At 63.5% G+C, this 24,312-nt stretch carries 22 protein-coding genes; 16 read left to right on the top strand and 6 right to left on the bottom strand.

Translation table 11 applies throughout. The features are described from left to right. Nucleotides 1-23: 23 nt before the first annotated feature. Both ACK59L_RS09405 and ACK59L_RS09400 read left to right on the top strand, forming a co-directional pair. Nucleotides 24-749 (top strand): dienelactone hydrolase family protein, encoded by a 726-nt coding sequence (locus ACK59L_RS09405; protein WP_409273196.1) that lies wholly within the window; start codon nt 24-26, stop codon nt 747-749. Nucleotides 750-857: 108 nt separating this feature from the next. Next, nucleotides 858-1,862, top strand: a complete 1,005-nt coding sequence (locus ACK59L_RS09400; RefSeq protein ID WP_409273194.1) for an amidohydrolase family protein — start codon at nt 858-860, stop codon at nt 1,860-1,862. 94 nt (nt 1,863-1,956) lie between these two features. On the opposite strand, the gene fabB is transcribed toward ACK59L_RS09400, so the two are convergent. From fabB to ACK59L_RS09375, 5 genes are all read right to left on the bottom strand, one after another. Beyond that, nucleotides 1,957-3,177: a beta-ketoacyl-ACP synthase I gene (gene fabB / locus ACK59L_RS09395; RefSeq protein WP_058639738.1), complete on the bottom strand. Its 1,221-nt coding sequence runs from the start codon at nt 3,175-3,177 to the stop codon at nt 1,957-1,959. An 11-nt stretch (nt 3,178-3,188) separates the two neighbouring features. Next, nucleotides 3,189-3,704, bottom strand: coding sequence for a 3-hydroxyacyl-[acyl-carrier-protein] dehydratase FabA (gene fabA / locus ACK59L_RS09390; protein WP_023533607.1), 516 nt, complete (start codon nt 3,702-3,704; stop codon nt 3,189-3,191). A gap of 207 nt (nt 3,705-3,911) precedes the next feature. Next, nucleotides 3,912-5,843, bottom strand: a complete 1,932-nt coding sequence (locus tag ACK59L_RS09385; protein WP_196136675.1) for an ATP-binding protein — start codon at nt 5,841-5,843, stop codon at nt 3,912-3,914. Next, nucleotides 5,840-6,730 (bottom strand): ABC transporter substrate-binding protein, encoded by an 891-nt coding sequence (locus ACK59L_RS09380; RefSeq protein ID WP_409273191.1) that lies wholly within the window; start codon nt 6,728-6,730, stop codon nt 5,840-5,842. The genes ACK59L_RS09385 and ACK59L_RS09380 overlap by 4 nt, the downstream gene beginning before the upstream one ends. Further along, the gene (locus tag ACK59L_RS09375) at nt 6,730-8,844 is read right to left on the bottom strand and encodes a TonB-dependent receptor plug domain-containing protein (RefSeq protein ID WP_409273189.1); all 2,115 of its coding nucleotides are present in this window, start codon (nt 8,842-8,844) and stop codon (nt 6,730-6,732) included. Before ACK59L_RS09375 ends, ACK59L_RS09380 begins: the two co-directional genes overlap by 1 nt. 201 nt (nt 8,845-9,045) lie before the next feature. Here ACK59L_RS09375 and ACK59L_RS09370 point away from each other — a divergent pair, with 201 nt between their 5' ends. From ACK59L_RS09370 to ACK59L_RS09305, 14 genes are all read left to right on the top strand, one after another. Next, nucleotides 9,046-10,071 carry an NAD(P)H-dependent glycerol-3-phosphate dehydrogenase gene (locus ACK59L_RS09370; RefSeq protein WP_409273188.1) on the top strand — a complete coding sequence of 342 codons (1,026 nt, stop codon included), beginning with the start codon at nt 9,046-9,048 and terminating at the stop codon, nt 10,069-10,071. A 36-nt stretch (nt 10,072-10,107) separates the two neighbouring features. After that, entirely contained in the window at nt 10,108-10,455 is a 348-nt protein-coding gene (locus ACK59L_RS09365; protein ID WP_058602678.1) for a DUF4389 domain-containing protein, read from the top strand. Next, nucleotides 10,452-10,910, top strand: coding sequence for a phosphohistidine phosphatase SixA (gene sixA, locus ACK59L_RS09360; RefSeq protein WP_058602679.1), 459 nt, complete (start codon nt 10,452-10,454; stop codon nt 10,908-10,910). The genes ACK59L_RS09365 and sixA overlap by 4 nt, the downstream gene beginning before the upstream one ends. Before the next feature lie 130 nt (nt 10,911-11,040). Then, nucleotides 11,041-11,415, top strand: a complete 375-nt coding sequence (locus tag ACK59L_RS09355) for a hypothetical protein (protein WP_167338825.1) — start codon at nt 11,041-11,043, stop codon at nt 11,413-11,415. Nucleotides 11,416-11,506: 91 nt separating this feature from the next. Continuing rightward, nucleotides 11,507-12,295: an alpha/beta fold hydrolase gene (locus ACK59L_RS09350; protein ID WP_409273185.1), complete on the top strand. Its 789-nt coding sequence runs from the start codon at nt 11,507-11,509 to the stop codon at nt 12,293-12,295. Beyond that, nucleotides 12,292-13,146 carry an alpha/beta fold hydrolase gene (locus tag ACK59L_RS09345; protein ID WP_409273183.1) on the top strand — a complete coding sequence of 285 codons (855 nt, stop codon included), beginning with the start codon at nt 12,292-12,294 and terminating at the stop codon, nt 13,144-13,146. Before ACK59L_RS09350 ends, ACK59L_RS09345 begins: the two co-directional genes overlap by 4 nt. A gap of 109 nt (nt 13,147-13,255) precedes the next feature. Further along, nucleotides 13,256-14,050 carry a DUF4892 domain-containing protein gene (locus tag ACK59L_RS09340; RefSeq protein WP_409273181.1) on the top strand — a complete coding sequence of 265 codons (795 nt, stop codon included), beginning with the start codon at nt 13,256-13,258 and terminating at the stop codon, nt 14,048-14,050. A gap of 11 nt (nt 14,051-14,061) precedes the next feature. Continuing rightward, a complete protein-coding gene (locus ACK59L_RS09335) occupies nt 14,062-15,111 on the top strand; it encodes an AI-2E family transporter (protein WP_196136683.1) in 1,050 nt (349 codons plus the stop codon). Between the two features lie 134 nt (nt 15,112-15,245). After that, on the top strand, nt 15,246-15,335 hold the full coding sequence (gene kdpF, locus ACK59L_RS09330; RefSeq protein ID WP_058639621.1) for a K(+)-transporting ATPase subunit F: 90 nt from the start codon (nt 15,246-15,248) through the stop codon (nt 15,333-15,335). 10 nt (nt 15,336-15,345) lie between these two features. Continuing rightward, a complete protein-coding gene (gene kdpA / locus ACK59L_RS09325) occupies nt 15,346-17,040 on the top strand; it encodes a potassium-transporting ATPase subunit KdpA (protein WP_409273178.1) in 1,695 nt (564 codons plus the stop codon). Between the two features lie 9 nt (nt 17,041-17,049). Further along, nucleotides 17,050-19,104: a potassium-transporting ATPase subunit KdpB gene (gene kdpB, locus ACK59L_RS09320; RefSeq protein WP_409273176.1), complete on the top strand. Its 2,055-nt coding sequence runs from the start codon at nt 17,050-17,052 to the stop codon at nt 19,102-19,104. A 10-nt stretch (nt 19,105-19,114) separates the two neighbouring features. After that, nucleotides 19,115-19,681, top strand: a complete 567-nt coding sequence (kdpC, locus tag ACK59L_RS09315; protein WP_409273174.1) for a potassium-transporting ATPase subunit KdpC — start codon at nt 19,115-19,117, stop codon at nt 19,679-19,681. Nucleotides 19,682-19,703: 22 nt separating this feature from the next. After that, entirely contained in the window at nt 19,704-22,358 is a 2,655-nt protein-coding gene (locus ACK59L_RS09310; RefSeq protein ID WP_409273172.1) for a DUF4118 domain-containing protein, read from the top strand. Continuing rightward, complete coding sequence (locus ACK59L_RS09305) at nt 22,355-23,050, top strand: response regulator (RefSeq protein WP_409273170.1); 696 nt, start codon at nt 22,355-22,357, stop codon at nt 23,048-23,050. Before ACK59L_RS09310 ends, ACK59L_RS09305 begins: the two co-directional genes overlap by 4 nt. 10 nt (nt 23,051-23,060) lie before the next feature. Here ACK59L_RS09305 and ACK59L_RS09300 read toward each other — a convergent pair whose 3' ends face one another. Then, nucleotides 23,061-23,966 (bottom strand): LysR family transcriptional regulator, encoded by a 906-nt coding sequence (locus tag ACK59L_RS09300; RefSeq protein WP_144965122.1) that lies wholly within the window; start codon nt 23,964-23,966, stop codon nt 23,061-23,063. Nucleotides 23,967-24,312 lie beyond the last annotated feature (346 nt).

Raw genomic sequence — 24,312 nt, 5'->3', positions numbered from 1 at the left:
GGTGCAGCTTTAAGGAGTACAGCATGAGCGAAGTAGTCGTCGAATCACTGGTCCACCACCTGTCCGGCAAGACCTTCGAGAGCCGTTTGGCCTATGAGCCCGGCGCCCTGGATCGGCCTGGCCTGGTGATGGCGCCCAACTGGATGGGCGTGACAGAAGGGGCCGAGCGCATCGCCAAGGAAGTGGCAGCGCAAGGTTATGTGGTGCTGCTCGTCGATCTCTATGGTCAGACCGTTCGCCCGGCGAATGCCGATGAGGCGGGCGCTGCAATGATGCCGCTCAAAAATGACCGCGGCGAGTTGCGCAGGCGCATGGAAGGCGCCCTTGCGCAGTTGCTGGGCCAGTCCAAGGCGCCACTGAGCCCCGGCAAGGTGGCAACCTTCGGGTTCTGCTTCGGGGGGTGCTGTGCGCTCGAACTGGCACGTGCGGGGGCTGATCTGCGTGCAGCGATCTCCTTCCACGGCACACTGGACACGCCTGACCCTGAGGATGCCAAACGCATCAAGGGCTCGGTCCTGGTGCTGCATGGCGCATCCGACCCCTTGGTGCCCCAAGAGCAGCTCCCGGCGTTCGAAAACGAAATGAACGCCGCCAAAGTCGATTGGCAACTGGTGAGCTATGGCGGTGCGGTGCATTCGTTCACTGACCCGGATGCCAACGTGCCTGGCAAGACGCAGTACGACCGGCGCACCTCCGAGCGGGCCTTCCGGGCAATGCACAACCTGCTGGCCGAGGTATTCCAGCGCTAGCGCGCACGTGACCGGAGCGAGTGCCAGCGCTGCGTTGATGGCAGGGCTGGCGAACCGCACGCTGCCCTTGCAGGTCTAGTAGGTTTGCCCCTTACAAGGAAGCCAACCATGATCGCCAGAGCACTGGCCTGCGTAGCGTTCACCGCCTGGCTTGGCCCAGGTGCCGAGGCCCGTGAATACCGCTACAGCGACGCGCACCTGCATTACGTGGATTTCTTCCAGGAATCCGAAGGTATGCCGGCGCTGCTCAAGGCCATGGACGCTGCAGGCATCGATCAGTCGATGATCTCCGGCATCCCCGTTGCCAAGAAATGGCATGAAGACGAGCCCAAGCGCCCCCGCTATTACGCCGGCGACGATGCCGACGCCTATTGGTACAGTGCCACCGACACTTATGTGGCAGCGGCGCTGCAGCAGTTGTCGGGCGAACAGCGCAAGCGATTCCACCCCTTTCTGACCGGCTTCAATCCAGTCGACAAGAATGCCGTGAGCCATATCGAGCGCATGCTCGACCTTTATCCAGGCCTCTGGCAGGGTATCGGCGAGGTATTCACCCGTCACGATGACCTGACGGCGTTGACCAGCGGTGAAACCCCGCGTGCCAACAACGAAGCCATGACCCGGGTCTACCACCTGGCCGCCGAGCGCGACCTGCCGGTGCTGTTGCATTCCAACATCACCTCCAAGCGCGAGCGTAACCCTTTGTACCTGGCCGAGATCGAAGAGCCCCTGCGCAATCATCCGCATACGCGCTTCATCTGGGCACACGCTGGCAGCAGCATGGAAATTCACCGGCATCAGACACAGATGGATTTTCTGCTGCCCGTACTGACGCGATTGCTCGAGGATTACCCGAACCTGTACGTGGACCTGTCGTGGAGTGTGCTCAAGCCCTACCTGCTCGATGAGCAAGGCGTCCCACGCGAAGCCTGGCTGGCGCTGGTAAAGCGGTATCCGACGCGGTTCATGCTGGGCTCGGATATGGTCGGCCGCTTCGATAGCCTGGGGGAGGAGATGGACAGTTTCAGGCCATTTCTGGATGCCCTGCCCGAGGACGTGGCCACGCGCGTGGCCAAGGACAACTTCCTGGCTGTACTGCCCAAGGGGAAATGACACAGGTCACGTCGTGCCCAACGGGATCTTTTTTACAACGTAAATGAAAACGCCCCGAACCAGTCGGGGCGTTTTCTATTGGCGCGTCAGCGAATCACTTGCCTTCCCAGCGCTTGAGCACCAGGGTGGCGTTGGTGCCGCCGAAACCGAAGCTGTTGCTCATGACCGTATCGATCTTGGCATTTTCTTCGGTCTTGCGCAGGATCGGCAAGTCAGCGACCGCCGGGTCCAGCTCGTCGATGTTGGCCGAGCCGGCGATGAAGTTGTTCTCCATCATCAGCAGGCAGTAGATCGCCTCGTGTACACCGGCAGCCCCCAGGGAGTGACCGGACAAGCTCTTGGTCGAGCTGATCTTTGGTGCATTTTCGCCGAACACTTCACGAACGCCCTTCATTTCGGCAACGTCGCCCACTGGGGTAGAGGTGCCGTGGGTGTTCAGGTAGTCGATCGGCGTATCGACGGTCGACAGCGCCTGCTGCATGCAGCGGATGGCGCCTTCGCCGCTTGGCGCGACCATGTCATAGCCGTCGGAGGTGGCGCCATAGCCGACGATCTCGGCGTAAATCTTGGCGCCACGGGCCAGCGCATGTTCCAGCTCTTCGACCACCACCATGCCACCGCCACCGGCGATGACGAAGCCATCGCGGTCTGCGTCATAGGCACGCGAGGCCAGTTCCGGGGTTTCGTTGCGCTTGGTCGACAGGGCGCCCATGGCATCGAACAGGAACGACTGGCTCCAGTGCTCTTCTTCACCGCCGCCGGCGAACACGATGTCCTGCTTGCCCCATTGGATCTGCTCCAGTGCAGTACCAATGCAGTGGGCCGATGTAGCGCATGCAGAAGAGATCGAGTAGTTGATGCCCTTGATCTTGAACGGCGTCGCCAGGCACGCCGAAACAGTGCTGCCCATGGTGCGGGTTACCCGGTAGGGGCCTACACGCTTGACGCCTTTTTCGCGCAGGGTATCCAGCGCTTCCATCTGGTTCAGGGTCGATGCACCACCGGAGCCGGCAACCAGGCCGGTACGCGGGCTGGAGACCTGCTCTTCGGTCAGGCCCGAGTCCTTGATGGCGTCCTGCATCGCCAGATAGGCGTAGGCAGCCGCATGCCCGACGAAACGGAAGACCTTGCGGTCGATCAGTTCTTCGAGATTGAGGTCGATGGAGCCGGAAACCTGGCTACGCAGCCCCATTTCCTTGTATTCCGGGTTGTAACGAATACCCGGACGGCTGTTGCGCAGGTTTTCGGTGACGGTAGCTTTGTCATTGCCCAGGCACGACACGATGCCCAGACCAGTGATAACGACGCGGCGCATGCGAATAACCCTTAGAAGTTGTCAGTGGAGGTGAACACGCCGACCCGCAGGCCTTCGGCGGTGTAGATCTCGCGGCCATCGACACTGACCGAACCATCGGCGATGGCCATGTTCAGCTTGCCTTTGAGCACGCGCTTGATGTGAATGTTGTAGGTGACATTCTTGGCGGTGGGCAGCACCTGGCCGAAGAACTTCACTTCACCGGAACCCAGTGCACGACCGCGGCCCGGCAGGCCTTGCCAGCCCAGGAAAAAGCCGACCAGCTGCCACATGGCATCGAGGCCCAGGCACCCTGGCATCACGGGGTCGCCTTCGAAATGGCAGGCAAAAAACCAAAGATCAGGATTGATGTCCAGCTCGGCGACCAATTCACCTTTGCCGTACTTGCCGCCTTCTTCACTGATGTGGGTGATGCGATCGACCATCAGCATGTTCGGCGCGGGCAGTTGCGCATTACCTGGGCCGAACAGCTCACCGCGACTGCAGCGCAGCAGGTCTTCCCGAGTAAAGGCGTGTTGTTTGGTCATGCGAGCTCCTCAATAACCCCCTGCGGCAGGGGATGAATCTTCCCGGCCGGCCCGTCACGCATCGCGAGCGGGGCGGCAGCCTACAGGTAGACTATTGCGTTGTAGTGAAAGTCACAGCGCACCTGTCGAAAGAAGTACAGGTGTGCACTGAAACGTCTATTTTCAGGTCCGAAAGGAGTCCTGTCCAGTGTTTAAGACTGCCGCACTTTAGCATTTATCGCCAGTCGCGGTTGCCTGTCCTGGCAGCCAGCGCGCCAGCACTTGCTGCAATTCACTGCGGCGCAGGGGTTTGCTCAGGTAGTCATCCATCCCTGCGGCAAGGCACCGTTCGCGGTCACCCTGCAACGCATTGGCGGTTAGGGCGATGATCGGCACGTGCGCGCCGTTTGTCAGCAGGCGCAGTTGGCGCGTGGCCTCGTAACCGTCCATGTAGGGCAGGCCACAGTCCATGAAAACGGCAGCGAAACGCTGCAGCCTGACCTGCTCCACGGCCTGCTGGCCGTCATCGGCCGTGCTCACCTCAACGCCCAGGCTGCGCAACATGGCCTCGGTGACGCTCTGGTTGACGGCATTGTCTTCGACCAGCAATACCCTGGTGGGTTCGGTCCAGGCTAGCTGGCTGGGCGGCGCAACGCGGCGGGCCTGGCGCGTCAATGCTGGCAATGCCAGGGGCATTTCCAGCGTAAAGGTCGAGCCATGGCCTTCGAGGCTCTGGCCATGCAGGTGCCCACCCATGCGTTCGGCCAGGGTACGCGCGATGGACAGGCCCAAGCCGGTGCCGCCGTAGCGACGGGAAATCGAGCTGTCGGCCTGCTGGAACGCGACGAACATCATTTCCAGTCGATCATTGTCGATGCCAATGCCCGTGTCCTGCACGCTGCATGTCAGCCAGATGCGCTGCTCATCCATCACCTGCCAACGGGCCTCGACCCGCACCTGACCCTGTTCGGTGAACTTCAGGGCATTACCGATCAGGTTCAGGAGAATCTGCCGGATCCGGGTAGGGTCGCCGTTCACCTGCAACTGGGCGGTGTTCTCGGCCAGGCTCAAGTCCAGCGCCAGCCCTTGTTGCTGCGCTGCATGCTGGAATGACTGGACGCAGTGGGTGATGAGCTCGCCGAGGTTGAAATCGATGTGCTCGAGCTGCAAGGCCGCCCGTTCAATCCGCGAGAAATCGAGGATGTCATTGATGACCCGCAGCAGATGCCCCGTCGACTCGCTCGCCACTGCGGTGTAGTCGGCCTGCTCGCTGCTCATCGAGGTGGTTTCGAGCAATTGCAGCATGCCCAGTACACCGTTGAGCGGTGTGCGCAGCTCGTGGCTCATCATGGCCAGGAAATCGGACTTGGCGCGGTTGGCCTGCTCGGCCTCTTCGCGTGCCTGGATCAGCTCGGCAATGGCTTTCTTCTGCTCGGTACTGGCCTGCTCGAGCGCGCGGGCCAGATTATTGATGTGCCGGGCCAGATGCCCCAGCTCGCTGTCGTCCACCACCGGAACGGGCGTATCGTAGTGACCCTGCTGGATGGCCTTGACGGCATGGCCCATGTCGCTGATGGGTTTGGCCAGGCTCAGGGCCAGGCGGCGAGCCAGCAAGAAGGTGAACAGTAGTGCGAACAATGCCAGCACGGCGGCCTTGATCACGATCTCCTGCTGACGCTGACTGAACGCATCGTCCGACATGCCGACGATGACCCGCCCCAGGTAGTCATCGCCAATAGCCGGGGCAGCCGCCAGGCCTTCCTGGAGGAAATCGCTTTCGAGTCGAATCTGTTGCAGACGAATCGGCGCCTGAAACACCTCCACCTGCTGGGCGCGGTTGGTGCTTTCGTCAGACTGCTCGACGTACACCAAAATATGGTTGCGGCTGTCCTGCACCTCCAGAAACCGCACGTGGGGAATGCTCAGGGTGGCGCGCATCAGGCCTTCGAGCACTTCATTGTTGCCTGAGATGACCCCGTATTCGGACGCGGGCGCAAGCTGGTTGGCAATCAATTGGCCGGTGTGGTTGAGCTCCTGACGCAAATCCTGGATGCGCACGAACGTGAAGAAGCTGATCAAAAGCAGCGTCAGCAGCAGCGCCGGGCCTAGGCTGATGATCTGTGTGCGCGTATGAATGTCCCAGTTCAGGCCCTTGGTCATGGGGTGCGCTCCCCAGCAGCCAGGGCTTGGGCGGCGGCGTCGGGATCAATGGGCTCCAGGCCCAGCGCCCGTGCCACCTGCTGATTGCCGCTGACCCCGAAATGAGCTGGGTAGAGGCTGCGGGGCCAGCGCGCAGGCGATTGCCCGAGCAGGCTGTCGAGCACGCCCAGCCAATCTTGCTGGTCGCTGTAGGTGCTGGCCAGCGCGCCGGCTCGAACGAACCCGGCATTGGGTCCGATCAACGCCATTTGACGGCCGTAACTGCTGAGCAACAGGTTTTTCGCTGTCTTGGAATTGTACAGGTCCGGATCATCGAGCCCGAGCAGCACGTCACTGCTGCCCAGAAGGTATTGCAAGGGGCGGCTGTCACGCGGGTCGGGCCAAGCCTGTGCCACGATCTCCAGGCCAAGCGGTTGCGCGGCACGGCGCAGCTCATCCAGCAGAAAACCACTGTGTTCACCGTACAGCACCCCGATGCGCCTGGCTTGCGGCAACAGGTAGCGGGTCAGGCGCAGTTGTCGATCCAGCGGCGGGTCGCTCCACAGCAAGGTGAGAAACCCGGGGCGCGACTTTCCCAGGCGCTGTTCCACCTGCACCCGGCTGACCCTCATGGCCAGTGCCGGTGGCCCGGCGGTTTGCGACAGGCGCCATTGCAATGCCTCATCGTCCAGCAACACCAGGCGCAGGTCCAGGTCAAGCCGGCCCGGCGCAGGCAGCTCGCTGGCAGCCTGGAAATGCACGTGGTCATTGGGGCGTCGACTTTCCAGGGCAGCGATGAAGCTGCGGATACCCGGCTGGTCCTGGGCGCCGACCAGCAGGATTTCGCTAGCGGACAACTGCCCCAATGGCCACAGCCATAGCACCAACAGGCGCAGCAACCGAACCATCAGAACTCCAGCTCCGCGCTCAGGCTCAGCCGATGCCGGCTGTCGTAGCGGTTCTGCACGGCGGTGGTGGGCTCATCATCCAGGCGTTGCTGCCACAGGGCTGCCAGTTCCAGGTTGCTCTCGTGCACGCGCCAACGCTTGGCCACGCGCAGGTCCAGGCGTTCGTAGCGGTACTGATTCAGGGCATCGTCTCCATAATAGAAAGCACCACTGGACCAGCCGTGGCCCCAGTCCCTCATCCAGCCGACAGAGCCGCTGTTGCTGGCGCTGAGGTTGCGGTCGGCAGGATTGCTGGCCCACGCGTCGACATGGGCGAAGGTCAAGCGCAGCCGGTCGCGCAGGGTAGGGCGCCAATCGAATTGGGCCTCGCTGCCGCTGAAGCGCGCGCGGTTCGCATTGCTGGCGATGTACTGATTGTTCTTGAGCGGCTCGCTGATCATGCCGGTGATCTCATCAAAGAACACCTTCAGGTCCATGCTCAGGTCCAGGTCGCTGAAGTAGCCGTTGTAGCCCAGCTCACGCGAGCGCATGTGCTCCTGCTCCAGGTCACCAGGGCCGCGGGTCTTGACGAAGTATTCGCCATGCTGCTGGCCGAAGGCGTAGGGCATCAGGTTCTTGACGGTGTAGCTCCAGTTGACGTTGTTTTCGAACATGTCAGGCGAACGTACCGCCTCGGAATAGACGGCGCGCAGGCCATGGCGCGGGGTGATCAGGTAATTGACCGCCAACCGTGGCGTAAGCGAGCTGCCAGAGAGCCGCGAATCCTCGAACATGGCGCCGCCCTGCACGATCCAGTGCTCGTCGGCTCGCCACTCCAGTTGCCCGAAAAGCCGCCAGGTCTGATCGTCCACGCTGCCATTGAAGTAGGTCTGCGAGTCGGCACGATCATAGCGATAGTTCATGCCGCTGAGCAGGCGCAGGCTGTCGGTCAGGCTGTAGGTGTCCTGGATTTCCAGGTCATAGCGGGTTTCACGCGTGCTCTGGTCGACATCGCCGCACACCACGTCACTGCCGCCCTGGTTGTTCCACTGCTCCTTGATCGCATCGACCAGGGCCTGCTCCTGGGGGGTGCTGCTAGGGGGCGGGTTGTTCGCGCCGCGGGCTACCCGTTCGGCGTAATTGGGGTTCATTTGCCAGAGGCGGGTGAGTTCGGGGCTGAAGGACAACGCCGCGTCGCAGGCCCGCCACACTTGCTGGCGGTCGAAGTGCTGCGCCGAACCCTGGACGTACAGGCTGTGTTCAGCGGCAAAGTCGATGTTCCAGCGCACCGAGCCTGCATAGTCCATGGCCTTGACGTCGGCATCCTTGCCGCGCTGGGTCACGAACGGGAACACTGGCTGGTAGGTATAGGGCCGCTGGTTGGTGCCTTCTTTGGCGGCCAGTTGCCAGTCCAGTGTCTGGTCCTGTGCCAGGACATGGCTGGCGCTCAGGTTCAAACGTGTGGCGCGGCGGCTGTCACGGTAGTGCTGGCCGAACTGGTCATGGTCGAACCCATCATCCTGCAGGCCCGAGATGGACAGACGCATATCGCCGTTGTCCCAGCCAAAGCCTTGGCTGGCATAGAAGTCGTCGATGCCGTTTTGCCCGCGCGTGACTTTCAGGCGCGTGCCGTGGCTGTCGGCAGGATTGCGGGTGAGGATGTTCACCACGGCCATCAGGGCATTGGCGCCATAGCTGACCGTGTTCGGCCCTCTGAACACCTCGATTCGGTCGATGTCTTCCAGCGCCAGCGGGATATCGCTCCAGTCCACCGTCGCCAGCCCGGCCCGATACACCGAGCGGCCGTCGATCAGCACCTGCATGCGGCGCGCTTCGTTGACGTTGCTGCCGTGGTAATTGACGGTCGGTTGATTGCCAGCCAAATAGCCCACCATCATCCCTGGCACGAGCCTGAGCAGCTCGGGAATGTCACGCGCACCGCTGGCCCGGATCAAGGCGCCGTCGAGCACGGTCATGCTCCCTGGCACCGCAGCCGGGGATTGTTTGAGGCGTGTTGCAGTCAAAACCTGTGGCAGGTCGCTGTTGTCGATGAACAAGTCATCTGCCAGCGCAGGTGCACCGAGCAGGGCGGTCAACAGCAACAGCCGCGGGTAGGGAGGCGAGCCAGGGAGCACGGAGCGGCCTTGTATCGTGGGTAAACCGGCATGGTAAATGAACTTTGCCGTTTTGCCAGTGATCTGCGGCGGTATTGATGCTGGCCGATCGGTGGGCATGCACCTGGCCTGGGCGAGCAATGCCCGACCGGCCTTGGCGCGGGGCAGGTGACCCGTATAATGCGCCGGTCGCCATTTATTTTAGGTGTTAACGGATTGGATATGACTGATCAGCAACCTGTTGCAGTTCTGGGCGGCGGCAGCTTCGGCACGGCCGTGGCAAACCTGCTGGCACAGAACGGTGTGCCAGTGCGCCAATGGATGCGCGACCCGGCACAGGCCCAGGCGATGCGCGAGCATCGCGAGAACCCGCGCTACCTCAAGGGCATTGGGCTGCACGAAGGGGTAGAGCCGGTCAATGACCTGCTGGCCACGCTCCAGGCGTGCGACCTGATTTTCGTGGCCTTGCCCTCCAGTGCCTTGCGCAGCGTATTGGCGCCCCATGCCGACCTGCTGCGTGGCAAAGGACTGGTCAGCCTCACCAAAGGGATCGAGGCCCAGACGTTCAAGCTGATGAGCCAGATCGTCGAGGAGATCGCCCCGCAGGCGCGCATAGGTGTGCTCTCCGGGCCCAACCTTGCCCGGGAAATTGCCGAGCACGCCCTGACTGCCACTGTGGTGGCCAGCGAAGACGAGCGCCTGTGCCAACAGGTGCAGGCTGTGCTGCATGGCAGGACCTTCCGCGTGTACGCCAGCAGCGACCGTTTTGGCGTGGAACTCGGTGGCGCCCTGAAGAACGTCTACGCCATCATCGCTGGCATGGCCGTGGCGCTGGGCATGGGCGAGAACACCAAGAGCATGTTGATTACCCGCGCACTGGCCGAGATGACCCGCTTTGCGGTCAGCCAGGGCGCCAACCCCATGACCTTCCTGGGCCTGGCCGGCGTGGGCGACCTGATCGTCACCTGCTCCTCACCTAAGAGTCGTAACTACCAGGTGGGCTACGCGCTCGGCCAGGGGCTGAGCCTGGATGAGGCGGTGAGTCGGCTGGGGGAAGTGGCAGAGGGCGTCAACACCCTCAAGGTACTCAAGGCCAAGGCACAGCAGGCGCAGGTGTACATGCCCCTGGTCGCTGGCCTGCATGCCATCCTGTTCGAAGGCCGCACGTTGAATCAGGTGATCGAGCACCTGATGAGCGCCGAGCCGAAGACCGATGTCGATTTCATTTCCATCAGCGGCTTCAACTGAACCCTGATAACCCTGGCAAACGGCAAGGAGCGACACATGAACGATACCCCCGAACATGCCCAGCGCGAGTCCCTGATCCTGCGCGTGGTCTGGATGCTGGTTTTCCTGGTGGTCTGGCAATTGGCCGAGTTGCTGCTGGCCGGTCTGGTAGTAGTCCAGTTGATCTATCGACTGATCTACGGTGCGCCCAGCGCCAGCGTGATGGACGTTGGCGATAGCCTGAGCCAGTACCTGGCTCAGATCGGACGTTTCGGCACCTTCCATACCGATCAGAAGCCCTGGCCGTTTGCCGATTGGCCAGCACCACGCCCGGCGGACGGCGAGGCGCCCCATGTGGCGCGCGCGCCTGCGCCTGCTGAACCTGACCGAGAGCCCAAGCTGTGAACCTGTGGGTGTTGCGCCACGGTGAAGCCGAGCCGCGAGCCACCCGCGATGCCGAGCGGCGCTTGACCGCGCACGGTCGCGAGCAGGTTCTGCACAGCGCCGCACACCTGGCAGGCAAGCCACTGCAGGCGATCATTGCCAGCCCTTATGTTCGGGCGCAGCAGACCGCTGCGTTGGTCCATGAGGCGCTGGGGTTTAGCGAGCCGGTACGCACGGTGCCGTGGCTGGCCCCCGAGAGTGATGTGCAACACGCGATCGGCCAGATCGAACGCCTTGGTCTGGATCACGTGCTGTTGGTCAGCCACCAACCGTTGGTCGGCCACCTGGTCGGGCTGCTCGAACACGGTCACCTGCAACGGCCGGCAGCCATGGGCACGGCTAGCCTGGCGGAACTTGAGGGGGATTGGCCCCTGGCGGGATTGATGACGCTGCGCGCCTTGCACATGTCCTGCTGATTGCCCGGTGGCTTCGTCATACAGGTTGGCAATGGAGGCAACTGGCATTTTTGTCAGTTGTTTCAATCGATTGCGACTTGCTAGCTTAGTCACAAAGAACAGGCATAAGGTTGGGTCGATGACGGGCGAAATGTGGAAATTGTTGTGCTCGCTGAACCTGCAAACCACCACGGAGAAGGTCGAACAAGGCATCGCCCTGGACCACGCCCAGCACAGCTTGCTGCGGGAGGTCGCCGACGCCAAGTTCTATCACCTGATGCGCAAGATCGAGGCGAACACGGCGCTTGAGGAAGGTCGACGTCAGCAAGCCGAGCAGGAACTGCTTGCCTTGCAGCTAGCCTGCACCCGCGTGGCCCACCTGATACAAACCAGCTGCCTGGCGCTGCGCAGATTGGACCTGGACGCTGAAGACCAGCGTCTGGCGCGCGAGGCGCTGGAAAGCCATCAAGCCTTCATCAAGGCGTGTCTGCGCCGCTCGCTGGGTAGCTTTGATCGATCGGCATGACCTGATCGCCCTTGCCGATGACCTTTCCGAACGTTGCCTGGGGCTTGGTGGACAACCACAATGGGCCACTCTCTGCGCCCGGAAGCCCACCATGCCGCAACCGATATTCTTTGCCCATGCCAATGGGTTTCCGTCGGCAACCTACGGCAAGTTGTTCGCCGCCCTGGCGCCGGATTACTCTGTGCAGAGCTTGCCCCAGCACGGCCATGATCCGCGCTTTCCGGTAGACGCCAACTGGCAGAGCCTGGTGGACGAGCTGTTGTACCACCTTGAGCAGCAGCCAGGCCCAGTATGGGGCGTGGGACATTCGCTAGGGGGTGTTCTGCATTTGCATGCCGCCCTGCGGCAACCTGAGCTCTACCGGGGTGTGGTCATGCTCGACTCGCCCGTGCTGACCCGCGCAGACCAGTGGCTGCTGCGTGCTGCCAAGCACCTGGGCTTGATCGACCGCATTACCCCGGCCGGCCGGACGCTAGGTCGGCGCGCCGAATTCGAAGATCGGCTCAGTGCCCGCTCCTATTTCGCCAGCCGATCACTGTTCCGCCACTTCGACCCCGACTGCCTGGATGCCTACGTCGAACATGGCCTGCACGAGCATCAGCACGCGCTGTGCCTGCGCTTCGATCCTGCTACCGAAATCAGCATCTATCGCAACGTACCCCACCTGAGCCCTGCGCCTGTCCAGCAGTTGCACCTGCCGCTGGCCATGGTCCGTGGTCAGGCCAGTACCGTGGTGCGTCGTCATCATGCCTTGGCGGTGCGGGGCATGCCGAAGGGGGAATACCACAGCGTTCCGGGTGGCCACATGTTCCCGCTTGAGCACCCGAAAGATACCGCCAGCCTGATCAAGGGCCTGTTCGATCGGTGGGGTCAGGCATGAATATCCAGGTCGAAGACATACGCTTGAACCTTGGCCATATCGAGCTGGCCGGCCACGTGTTCGGCCCCGAGGACGGCCTGCCGGTGATCGCATTGCACGGCTGGCTGGACAACGCCAACAGCTTCGCGCGCCTGGCGCCCCGCCTTCGGGGCCTGCGCATCGTGGCCTTGGACATGGCCGGTCATGGCCATTCGCAACATCGTCCGCCGGGTGCCGGCTACGCGCTGGCCGACTACGCCTACGACATCGTGCGCGCAGCCGAGCAACTTGGCTGGGAGCGCTTCGCCCTGCTGGGGCATTCGCTTGGCGCCATCATCAGCGTGCAACTGGCCGCCGCATTGCCCGAGCGTGTCAGCCACCTGGCGCTCATCGATGGCCTCATCCCGCCTACCGGCGAGGAGCAGGATGCTGCCGAGCGGCTGGGGATGGCGCTGCGCGCACAGATGCGCCTCGATACCAAGCGCAAGTCGGTGTACAGCACCCAGGACCAAGGCGTGGAGGCACGCATGAAGGGCATGATCGCGGTGAGCCGCGAAGCGGCCGAGCTGCTGGCCCAGCGTGGGCTGATGCCCGTGGCGGGGGGCTACAGCTGGCGCAGCGACAGTCGCCTGACCTTGCCCTCGCCGGTGCGCCTGACGCAAGCCCAGGCGATGGCCTACGTGCGGCACGTCAAGTGCCCCGGCTGCCTGGTGGTGGCAGCGCAGGGTTTGCTGGCGCGTCGCGAGGGGTTGCTTGAGCAGCTACCCTTTGAACAGGTGACCTTGCCCGGTGGCCATCACCTGCACCTGAACGATGAGCAGGGCGCAACGCTTGTAGCAGACTGTTTCAATCGCTTCTTTGGCTTTGCTTGACTTGCACCGGACAAGTGTCGAGGCTTGGCGGGTTGATCAGGGAGACAACCATGCAATTGCCAGACATGTACATGCTTCACCTTGACGCCGAGCGCCGCGTGGGCCGCCTATGAATGCGCCTGCCGCCTTGCGTTGCCTGTTGGCCGTCAGCGCGCTGCTCGCCAGCACCACGCTCTGGGCCGGCAGCCTGCCAGTGCCAGTGGACGCCAAGGTTGTCGATCAGCGCCCGGCTGTGGAGCAGGAGCGCATCTATCCATTGGGGCCACTGCGCAAGATCAGCGGCCGCCTGCGGGTGGAGGACAAAGTAGAGAGCCGTGGCCAGGTCAGTTCCACCACCTATGAGCTGCCGGTTGAGCGCTCCGCGCGGGAGGCTTTCACGCGCGCGCGCGAGGCCTTGCAGCAGGACGGCGGGTACCCGTTGTTCTGGTGCCAGGGCCGCGACTGTGGCGAGGCTAGCCTGTGGGCCAACGATGTCTTTGCCAATGCTCGGCTCAATGGTGGCGATGAGCGCCAGGCGTTCATCCTGCTGCGCCGCTCTGCCGAGCAGGCCGATACGTTGGTCGCACTCTACAGCGTGACCCGTGGTAACCGCCGGGCCTACCTGCATGTGGAGGAGTTCGTCGCCGCCAGCCCATTGGGTGAACTGCTGCCTACTGCTGCAACCGTGCTGCGTGAAATGCGTGACACCGGCAAGCTCGATTATCCTGATCTGAGCGAGCTGCAGCCGGCCTGGGCAACCCTGCTTGCACGCAGCCTCAACCTGGACAGCACCTTGCGCGCCACCCTGAGCGGCGCCCAGGCCGAGGCCTGGCGTGAAGCACTGATAAAGGCCGGTGTACGCAGCGCGCGCCTGGAGCTCGGCGATTCGCCCACCGATGGCCTGCACCTCGAACTGATCCGTTGACGGGCAAGACCATGGTTGACAATGATCGCCTGCTGATCCAGATCCTTTTGCTGGCATTGCTTGGCGCCGGCCTGTGGGTCATGGCCCCCTTCATTTCGGCGCTGCTGTGGGGCGCCATCCTCGCATTCGCCAGCTGGCCCTTGATGCGTGTCCTGACCCGTGTGCTGGGTGGGCGCGAAACCCTTGCCGCCGGATTGTTGACCAGCGCCTGGATCCTCATCGTGGCGCTGCCTTTGGTCTGGCTGGGCTTCAACCTGGCCGACCACATTCGTGATGCGACCTTGTTCGTGCGTGATGTGCAGGTCGATGGCCTGCCGGATGCGCCTGTGTGGCTGGTCGACATCCCGTTGGTAGGCGAACGCATGGCCAGCTGGTGGTCGTCGCTGGACCAGCAGGGCGCCGCGCTGCTGGCATCGGTCAAACCCTACTTGGGGCAGGTGGGCAACTGGCTCCTGGCCCGCAGCGCGCAGATCGGCAGTGGCGTGCTGGAACTCACCCTGAGCCTGGTCTTCGTGTTCTTCTTCTACCGCGACGGGCCGCGGCTCTCGGCGTTCGTGCTTCGGCTGCTGCACCGGCTGACCGGCGAGCGCGCCGAGTATTACCTGAACCTGGTAGCCGGCACGGTACAACGGGTGGTCAATGGCGTGATCGGTACGGCGGCGGCGCAAGCCCTGCTCGCGTTGATCGGCTTTCTCATCGCAGGCGTGCCGGGTGCCATCGTGCTTGGTTTGATCACCTTCATGCTCAGCCTGATCCCCATGGGCCCACCGCTGGCCTGGCTGCCGGTGACCGGCTGGCTGATCTGGAAGGGTGACTACGGCATGGCGATCTTCATGGGTATCTGGGGCACCTTCGTGATCAGTGGCGTGGACAACGTGCTCAAGCCCTACCTGATCAGCCGTGGCGGCGACTTACCGCTGGTGATCGTGTTGCTCGGCGTGTTCGGCGGCCTGATTGCCTTCGGCTTCATCGGCCTGTTCATCGGCCCGACGTTATTGGCCATCGGCTACAGCCTGCTGCTGGACTGGAGTCGCAACGTGCAGCCTACCCCGACTGCCTAGGCCTGCCGCCTGGTCGAGCAGGTTTCTTTACGTGTTCTTTATGCCAGGCCTGCCCCCACGATCTCGAGCCTTTACGCTGGCCTGACCGAAAATCCCCATAAAGCGGCCGCAGCCGCATCAACGGGGATTGATTCATGAACTTGCTCGAAGGGTTGTCACTGCTGATCGCGGTGGCCATGGCGGTGTACCTGCTGACGGCGCTACTACGCGCCGATCGCAGCTAAGGGGGCGCCAATGCACGCCTACGATATCGCCTTGCTGCTGGCCTTCTTCGCCATTGTCCTGCTACCGGCCCCTTGGCTGGGAAGGTTCTACTTCAATGTCATGGAAGGCCGGCGCACCTGGCTTACGCCATTACTGGGACCAATCGAAAATGCCTGTTATCGGGTGGCCGGGGTCTGCCCATCGCAGCAGCAGGGCTGGCGCCACTATGCCCTGGCGCTTCTGATCTTCAATTTGGTTGGGTTCCTGCTGCTGTTCGGCGCGCTGTTGGCCCAAGGCCTTCTGCCATTGAATCCGCAGCGCTTACCCGGCCTTGAGTGGTCGCTGGCCTTCAACACCGCGGTCAGCTTCGTGACCAACACCAACTGGCAGGCCTACAGTGGCGAGGCCTCCATCAGCTACCTGAACCAGATGCTCGGCCTGACCGTGCAGAACTTCGTCAGTGCGGCCACGGGCCTGGCCGTGCTGGTAGCCTTGTGCCGTGGTATCGCCCGTCGCAGCAGTGCGGCCTTGGGCAATTTCTGGGTGGACATGACCCGGGCCACGCTTTATGGGCTGTTACCCCTGTCCCTGCTACTGGCGCTGCTGTTGGTGTGGCAGGGCGTGCCCCAGACCTTCAGCGACTACGCCCATGCCCTGACATTGCAAGGGGCCGAGCAGATGATCCCGCTCGGCCCGGCAGCCAGCCAGATTGCGATCAAGCAACTGGGTACCAACGGCGGTGGCTTCTTCGGCGTCAACTCGGCGCATCCGTTTGAAAACCCGACAGCGTGGAGCAACCTGTTCGAGGTGTCGGCGATCATCCTGATTCCCGTGGCGCTGGTGTTCATGTTCGGCCATTACGTGAAAGACCTGCGCCAGAGCCGCGCCATTGTGGCCTGCATGCTTGCATTGTTTCTGGTCGGCGGCGCATCGGCTTTGTGGTCCGAACACCAGCCCAACCCGGCGCTGCACGTCAGCGAGGTGGAGCAGGCAGCCCCTTTGGAAGGCAAGGAAAGTCGCTTCGGTACCACGGGTTCGGTGTTGTGGACAGTCACTACCACGGCAGCCTCCAACGGTTCGATCAATGCCATGCACGACAGCCTCAACCCACTGACCGGCATGGTGGCCATGGTCAACATGATGGTCGGCGAAGTCATCTTCGGCGGCGTCGGGGCAGGCCTGTACGGCATGTTGCTGTTCGTGCTGATCGCAGTGTTCCTGTGCGGGCTGATGATCGGCCGCACGCCGGAGTACCTGGGCAAGAAGCTTCAAGCCCGCGAGGTACAGCTGTTGGTGGCGACGTTGCTGGTGATGCCGGTCGGCGTGCTGGTACTGGCCGCCGTCGCTGCCAGCCTGCCAGGGCCGGCCGCAGCGGTGAGCAACCCTGGCGCCCATGGCTTCAGCCAGTTGCTTTATGCCTATACCTCCGGGGCCGCCAATAACGGGTCGGCCTTCGCAGGCTTTGGCGCCAACACGGTGTTTCACAACCTCATGATCGGTCTGGCGATGCTGATCGGCCGTTTCGGTTACATCCTGCCTGTCCTGGCGCTGGCTGGGAGCCTGGCAGCCAAGCCACAGGCACCTCAAGGCCCCAACAGCTTTCCCACCCATGGGCCACTGTTCACCCTCCTGCTGCTGCTGACCATCCTGCTGGTAGGCGGGCTGACCTTCCTGCCGACCTTGGCCTTGGGGCCAATTGCCGACCATTTGAGCCAGGCCTATTGAGAGATGACCATGAACATGCCCATTCCAGAGATCAAGGCCCAACCAGACCCAGCAGCCCAGACGCGGCTGGCCGCGCTGTGGCGGCCGGCGTTGCTGCAGGCGTTGCTCAAGCTCGATCCACGTCAGCTCAAACGCTCACCGGTCATGCTGGTGGTGGCCATTACGGCCTTACTGACCACCGTGCTGTGCCTGGCCCCGGCCAATGGCGTCACCCCAGGCGTTGCGGTGCAGATCGCAGCCTGGCTGTGGTTCACCGTGCTGTTCGCCAACTTCGCCGAGGCCTTGGCCGAAGGCCGGGGTAAAGCCCGGGCCGACAGCCTCAAAGCCGGCAGCCAGGGGCTCTCGGCCAGGCGTCGCAATCCGGATGGCAGCTTCGACAACGTGCCGGCCGTATCCCTGCGCAAGGGTGATGTAGTCCGGGTGGAGGCTGGCGAGATGATCCCCGCCGACGCCGAGGTGATAGAAGGTATCGCTGCCGTCAACGAGGCAGCCATCACCGGGGAATCTGCGCCCGTCATTCGGGAGTCAGGCGGCGATCGTTCGGCGGTGACCGGTAATACCCGTCTGGTGTCGGACTGGCTGCTGATCCGCATCGCCAGCAACCCCGGTGACTCCACCCTGGACCGTATGATCGCCCTGGTCGAGGGCGCGCGCCGGCAGAAAACGCCCAACGAGATCGCCCTGGACATGCTGTTGATCGGCCTGACCCTGGTGTTTCTGATTGTGGTGGTGACCCTGCAACCCTTTGCTCACTTCGCTGGGGGCAGCTTGCCGCTGATTTTTCTGGCCGCGTTGCTCGTCACACTCATTCCCACCACCATCGGCGGCTTGCTCTCTGCCATCGGCATCGCCGGCATGGACCGCCTTGTGCGCCTCAACGTCATCGCACGTTCAGGGCGCGCCGTGGAAGCCGCAGGCGACGTGCACACCTTGATGCTGGACAAGACCGGTACCATCACCTTCGGTAACCGCCGCTGCAGCGCACTGTACGCCGCGCCCGGTGTGACCGCCCGTGAGCTGGGTGAGGGGGCCTTGCTGGCTTCGCTGGCCGATGACACGGCAGAGGGCAAGTCGATCGTCGAATACCTGCACCAGCTTCATGATTTCGTCGAACCGGCGGCCGGGCACTACCAACCGGTAGCCTTCACGGCCCAGACACGCCTGTCTGGTATCGACCTGGGGCCACGTCGTTATCGAAAAGGCGCCGTCGATGCGCTCCTTGCCTTCGTCGAGATGCAGCGCGCGGACATGCCGACAGCCCTTGCCCGAGAGGTAGAGCGCATTGCCCAGTCAGGCGGTACGCCGTTGCTGGTGTGCCTCGACAAGCGTCTGCTGGGCGTGATTCACCTCAAGGATGTGGTCAAGCCTGGCATTCGCGAACGCTTTGCCGAACTGCGCAAGCTGGGTATCAGGACCGTCATGGTCACTGGCGACAACCCGCTCACGGCAGCCGCCATCGCGGCCGAAGCGGGCGTGGATGATGTGTTGGCAGAGGCAACACCGGAGAAAAAACTGGCGCGCATTCGCCAGGAGCAGCAAGACGGCCGTCTGGTGGCCATGTGCGGCGATGGTGCCAACGACGCGCCAGCTCTGGCCCAGGCGGATGTGGGTATGGCCATGAACGATGGCACCCAGGCTGCACGGGAGGCGGCCAACATGGTCGACCTGGACAGCGACCCGACCAAACTGTTGGACGTGGTGCAGGTTGGCAAGGCGCTGCTCATCACCCGTGGGGCGTTGACCACCTTTTCCATCGCCAACGACGTGGCCAAGTATTTCGCCATCCTGCCAGCGTTGTTCGCGGTGATTTATCCGCAGCTGGGGGTGCTCAACGTCATGCAGCTGGCAAGCCCGCAGAGCGCGATCCTTTCGGCCATCGTGTTCAACGCACTGATTATCGTCATGCTCATTCCGTTGGCCTTGCGTGGGGTGCAGGTACAGGCTGCCAGTGCTGCGCAGCTGCTCAGGCGCAACCTGCTGATCTACGGGCTGGGCGGCATCATCGTACCGTTCGCCGGCATCAAGGTCATCGACCTGTTGCTCAACGCTTTGCACCTGGTCTGAGGAGGCCATCATGACTGCATACCTACGCCCGGCTCTGAGCCTGGTTCTGTCGATGACCTTCCTGACAGGTGCGCTGTACCCCCTGGCAGTCACCGGTATTGCCCAGGTGGCGTTCCCCTACCAGGCCAATGGTAGCCTGGTGCAAGACGAGCAGGGTCGCGTGCGCGGCTCTGCCTTGATCGCCCAGCGCTTCGAGGGTGACGGTTGGTTTCATTCCCGTCCCTCGGCAGGTGATTTCGCGACCGTGGCCAGCAGCGCCAGCAACCTTGCCCCTGGCAACCCAGCCTTGATGCAGCGTGTTCAGGCACAGGCGGCTGCGCTGCACCAGCCAGGGCAGGGGCCGGTCCCACTGGCGCTGGTCACAACCTCGGGCAGTGGGCTGGACCCACACCTGCCGCCGCTGGCCGTGGCCTATCAGTTGCCACGGGTAGCCGCCGCCCGACATCTACCCATCGAACGCTTGCAGCGTCTGCTCGAAGCCGCCACGCTGCGCCCATTGGTGGGCCCTGCGGTGGTCAACGTCCTGGCCCTGAATCAGGCGCTGGAACGGATGAGCCGTTCGGGCCAGGACTTGTGACCCTTGCTGTGAAGGAAACCCCATGAGTGATTCCGACCGCGCCGATGCGCTGCTGGCAGATTTCCCAAAGCCGGGGCGAGGGCGGCTGAAGGTGTTTCTTGGCGCCGCGCCCGGTGTCGGCAAGACCTTCGCCATGCTCACCCACGCCCATGCCCAGCAGCGCATGGGCCGCCAAGTGCTGGTAGGCGTGGTCGAAACCCACGGGCGTGCCGAAACCGAAGCCCTGTTGGCGGGCCTGCCCCAGCAACCGCTGTTGCGCACCCGTTACCGGGGCGTGACCCTGCACGAAATGGACCTGGATGGGGTGCTCAGCACCCCGGGCAGCCTTGTGCTGGTGGACGAACTGGCTCACAGCAACGCGCCGGGCAGCCGCCACGCCAAGCGCTGGCAGGATGTGCAGGAACTGCTAGCCGCCGGTATCGACGTCTACACCACAGTCAATGTCCAGCACCTGGAGAGCCTCAACGACAAAGTGCGCGACATCACTGGTGTTTTGGTGCGTGAAACGGTGCCGGACTGGGTGGTGCACGAAGCGTTCGATCTGTTGCTGGTGGACCTGCCGCCACGCGACCTGCTCGAACGGCTGCGCGAAGGCAAGGTGTACGTGCCTGAGCAAGCGCGGGCGGCCATCGACGCATTCTTTTCCCAGCGCAACCTCAGCGCGCTGCGCGAGCTGGCCATGCAGGCCGCTGCCGCCCAGGTCGATGCCGACGCCGCCCAGGGCTATCGCCAGGGCGGCACTGCAGCGCCAGCGCTGCGCGGGCGCTTGCTGGTCGGGGTCGATGGCGACGACCAGGCCGAGCGCCTGGTGCGTCATGCCAGCCGCGTGGCGCAGCGTCGGCACTTGCCCTGGAGCCTGGTCCACGTGGACAACGGGCGCCTGCACGACGAGAACGGGCGTCAGCGAATACAAGCCGCCCAGCAACTGGCCGAGCGCCTGGGTGGGGAGGTGGTCGTGCTGCGCGCTGCGGAAGTGGCCCGTACGCTGATCGAGCATGCCCGCGAGCGGCGTGCCAGCCTGGTACTGGTTGGGCAGTCCCGTGACCGGTGGCGCCGCCGCCTGTTCGGCGCAGGTGTAGCTGCACGGCTGCTGCGGGGCAGTCATGGTCTGGAGGTCAATGTGCTCGATCGCGACGTCCAGCGCTCGGCACCCAAGCCCGCAGCCCGGTATGTGTGGGCATGGCGACATTACCTGTTGGCGCTGACCGCGACCGTCCTGGCGGCGGGCCTGGCCTGGGCGGTGACCAGCGTGCTGGCGTTGCCCAACATTTCCCTTGTGTTTCTGGCAGCGGTGCTGCTGGTGGCAGTGCGCACCAGCCTTGGGCCCGCCCTGGCTTGTGCGATGCTGTCCTTCCTGGCGTACGATTATCTGTTCATTGCGCCCAACTTTTCCCTGAGTATCCAGCGCGAAGAGGACGTGCTGACCCTGGTGTTTTTCCTGCTGATGGCCGCGCTCACGGGTAACCTTGCCGCGCGCCAGCGCAGTCAGTTGCAGGCCCTGCGTGAAACCCAGGCGCAAACCATCCAGTTGCTGGACCTGTCTCGCCGCCTGACCGGAGCCACGGACCGTCAGGCGGTGCTGGAGGCTGCGCACCAGCACCTCGATGGCCGGCTTGGCTTGCAGGTCTGCATCCTGCAGCGCGACGAGCATGGCCAACTGCACGTAGCCAGCGGCGATCCCAGTTCTTTTACCGATAACGAGCGCGCAGCGGCGCAGTGGGCCTGGCAGCACGACCAGGCGGCCGGATTTGGCAGCGATACACTGCCCGAAGGGCGTTGGTGGTGGTGGCCCTTGACCGTGGACAGCCAGCCTTTGGCCTTGATGGGCGTGGCTCAGTGCGCAGGCCATGCGCTCAGTGGCCCCGAGCGGCGATTGCTGCGTGGCTTGGCGCAGCCAGTGGCCCAGGCCCTGGCCCGGGCACAGCTGTCCGAGCAGTTGGAGGCGGCGCGTCTGCACGGCGAGACCGAACAGCTGCGCAGTGCATTGCTGGCCTCCGTATCCCACGACTTGCGCACGCCGCTCACGTCCATGCGCGGCAGCATCGACAGCTTGCTGGCGTTGGGCGAGGCCATTGCCGAATCGGACCGACGTGAGCTGCTTGAAGGCACCCGCGACGAAGCCGAGCGGTTGGACCGCTATATCCAGAACCTGCTGGACATGACCCGCTTGGGGCACGGCAGTCTCAAACTGGCCCGCGACTGGGTAGCGCCTGCCGACATCGTGGGCAGCGCGCTGCATCGACTGCGGGCCGTGCTGGCACCCCTGAACCTGGATACCCAGGTGCCGGCCAACTTGCCACTGCTGTTCGTGCATGCCGCGTTGATCGAACAGGCCCTGGTCAACGTGCTTGAGAACGCCGCACGGTTTTCGCCTGCTCAGGGGCGCCTGCGTGTCGAGGTGGCGGTGCACGACCAGCAGCTGCATATCGCCGTCAGCGATGAAGGCCCTGGCATCGCCCTGGCGGACCGGGACAAGGTCTTCGACATGTTCTACACCGCTGCACGCGGTGATCGCGGTGGCCAGGGCACGGGCCTGGGCTTGGCGATCTGCCAGGGCATGGTCGGGGCGCATGGCGGTCAGGTTAGGGTTGGCGAGGGCATCGATGGTGTTGGCACCTGCATGACCTTATGCTTGCCGCTGCCTACCCAACCGGACACCGGAAGCGACATGCCATGAGCCAGACCGCCACCTTGCTGGTCATCGATGACGAGCCTCAGATCCGCAAATTCCTGCGCATCAGCCTGGCTTCCCAGGGCTATAAAGTCCTTGAAGCGGAGAACGGCACCCAGGGGCTGGCGCAGGCTGCCTTGGGTAAGCCTGACCTGGTGGTCCTCGACCTTGGCCTGCCGGACATGGACGGGCAGCAGGTGCTGCGCGAACTGCGCCAGTGGAGCACGGTGCCGGTGATGGTCTTGTCGGTACGCGCCAGCGAAGTACAGAAGGTCGACGCCCTGGACGCCGGCGCCAATGATTATGTGACCAAGCCGTTTGGCATTCAGGAGTTTCTCGCACGCGTTCGTGCGCTGCTCAGGCAGGTGCCGCAGACGGGCAGCGCGCCGGCCTGCGTCAGCATCGGGCCGCTGACCGTCGATCTTGCCTTGCGACGCGTGACCCTGGAAGACGCCGATGTGACTTTGACCCGCAAGGAATATGCTCTGTTGGCGCAACTTGCGAGCCATCCCGGGCGCGTCATCACTCAGCAGCAACTGCTCAAGGACATCTGGGGGCCAACCCATGTGGGTGACACGCATTATTTGCGCATCGTGGTCGGGCACCTGCGGCAGAAGCTTGGCGACGACCCGATGGCGCCGCGCTTCATCGCCACCGAGGCAGGGGTAGGGTACCGATTGCTCGCCCCGGTGCAGTGAGCGGCCTGGCTCAGGCCCGGGGCGGGTCCTTTTCGAATAGCTTGCGGACACTGTCCAGGTAGTGCCGTGCGCCGAGGCCCAAGGGTCGAGGCTTGATCCAGATGATGTCCACCCACAGGCGCAGGCGACTGGCCATGTTGTCAAAGCGCACCTCAGCCAGCGCGCCCGAGGCGATGAGCGGCTCGACCAGGGGCTGCGGCAGATAGGCCCAGCCAAGGCCTGAGTGCACCAGCTCCAGTGTGGCCAGGTAGCTGTCGGTCAGCCAGATGCGCCGGGACAGCACCATGCGCGGGTCGGAGCCGGTGGGGTTGCCGGAAGCGACGATGATCTGCCGCTGTTCGGCGAAGGTCTCTTCGGGCAGGGGCAAGGCGCCCTGCATGCCGGCGGGGTGACGGGGGGAGGCGACTGCCACCAGTAGCTGACTGCCGGCTTCGAGAAACGACTCACGCTCATCGATACCTGGGCGTTCGAAGACCAGTGCCAGTTGCACGGTGCCGTCATGCAGCAAGCGGATGGCCTCGCGCTGGCTGGCCGAGCGCACCTCCACTTCAAGGCCAGGAAAGGCCTGCGCCAAGGCGTGTAGTGGTTGGCTCCAGGGCCCTGTTTGCAGTTCGGGTGCCATGGCGATGGTCAGGCGTTTTTCCAACCCTTGATGCAGTTGCAGGGCCTGAGCATCGAGCAGGTTCAGCTGGCAGATCACCTGCCTGGCCTGCGGCTCCAGCGCCAGCGCTGCGCTGGTGGGTAAGGCTTTGCGGGTGGTACGGTCGAACAGCGGCAGGTCCAGTTCTGCCTCCAGTTGCGCGATGGCCATGCTGATGGCGGATGGCACCCGGCCTAGCTTGCGCGCTGCAGCGGAAAAAGACCCGGCCTCCAGCACGGCCAGGAAGATCGTCAGGGAGTCACTGGTGAAGGCCATGCGGGTGCCTGCTGATGAGCCGATTGGGTGGGGCGAGGGTAATGCTGGGGCGTGGAGATTGCTACCGCCTACCGGGCCTTCAATGCCCATCTATTAGATTCGTTCTGGAAATGGAGCTACAGTTTAAGCCCAAGATGCCGTTGCCGTTGCCGTTGCCGTTGCCGTTGCCGTTGCCGTTGCCGTTGCCGTTGCCGTTGCCGTTGCTTTGGCTTTTGCTTCTAAGCGCGGTAGTTCAGGCGCCGCAGATCGCGACTTCAGGAGGCCGAGCGCAGGGCTTGCGGAGGGAGGGGGCAACTCATACACGCCGGCCGCTCCCCTCCGCAGCCCCGTGGTCGTCCTCCCGCAG

It is taken from the genome of Pseudomonas sp. KCJK9111 (assembly GCF_046231935.1).
Classification (GTDB): Bacteria; Pseudomonadota; Gammaproteobacteria; order Pseudomonadales; family Pseudomonadaceae; genus Aquipseudomonas; species Aquipseudomonas parafulva_B.
Note: the sequence above shows the minus strand (reverse complement) of the source record. Positions and strands in the feature narration are given on the sequence as shown.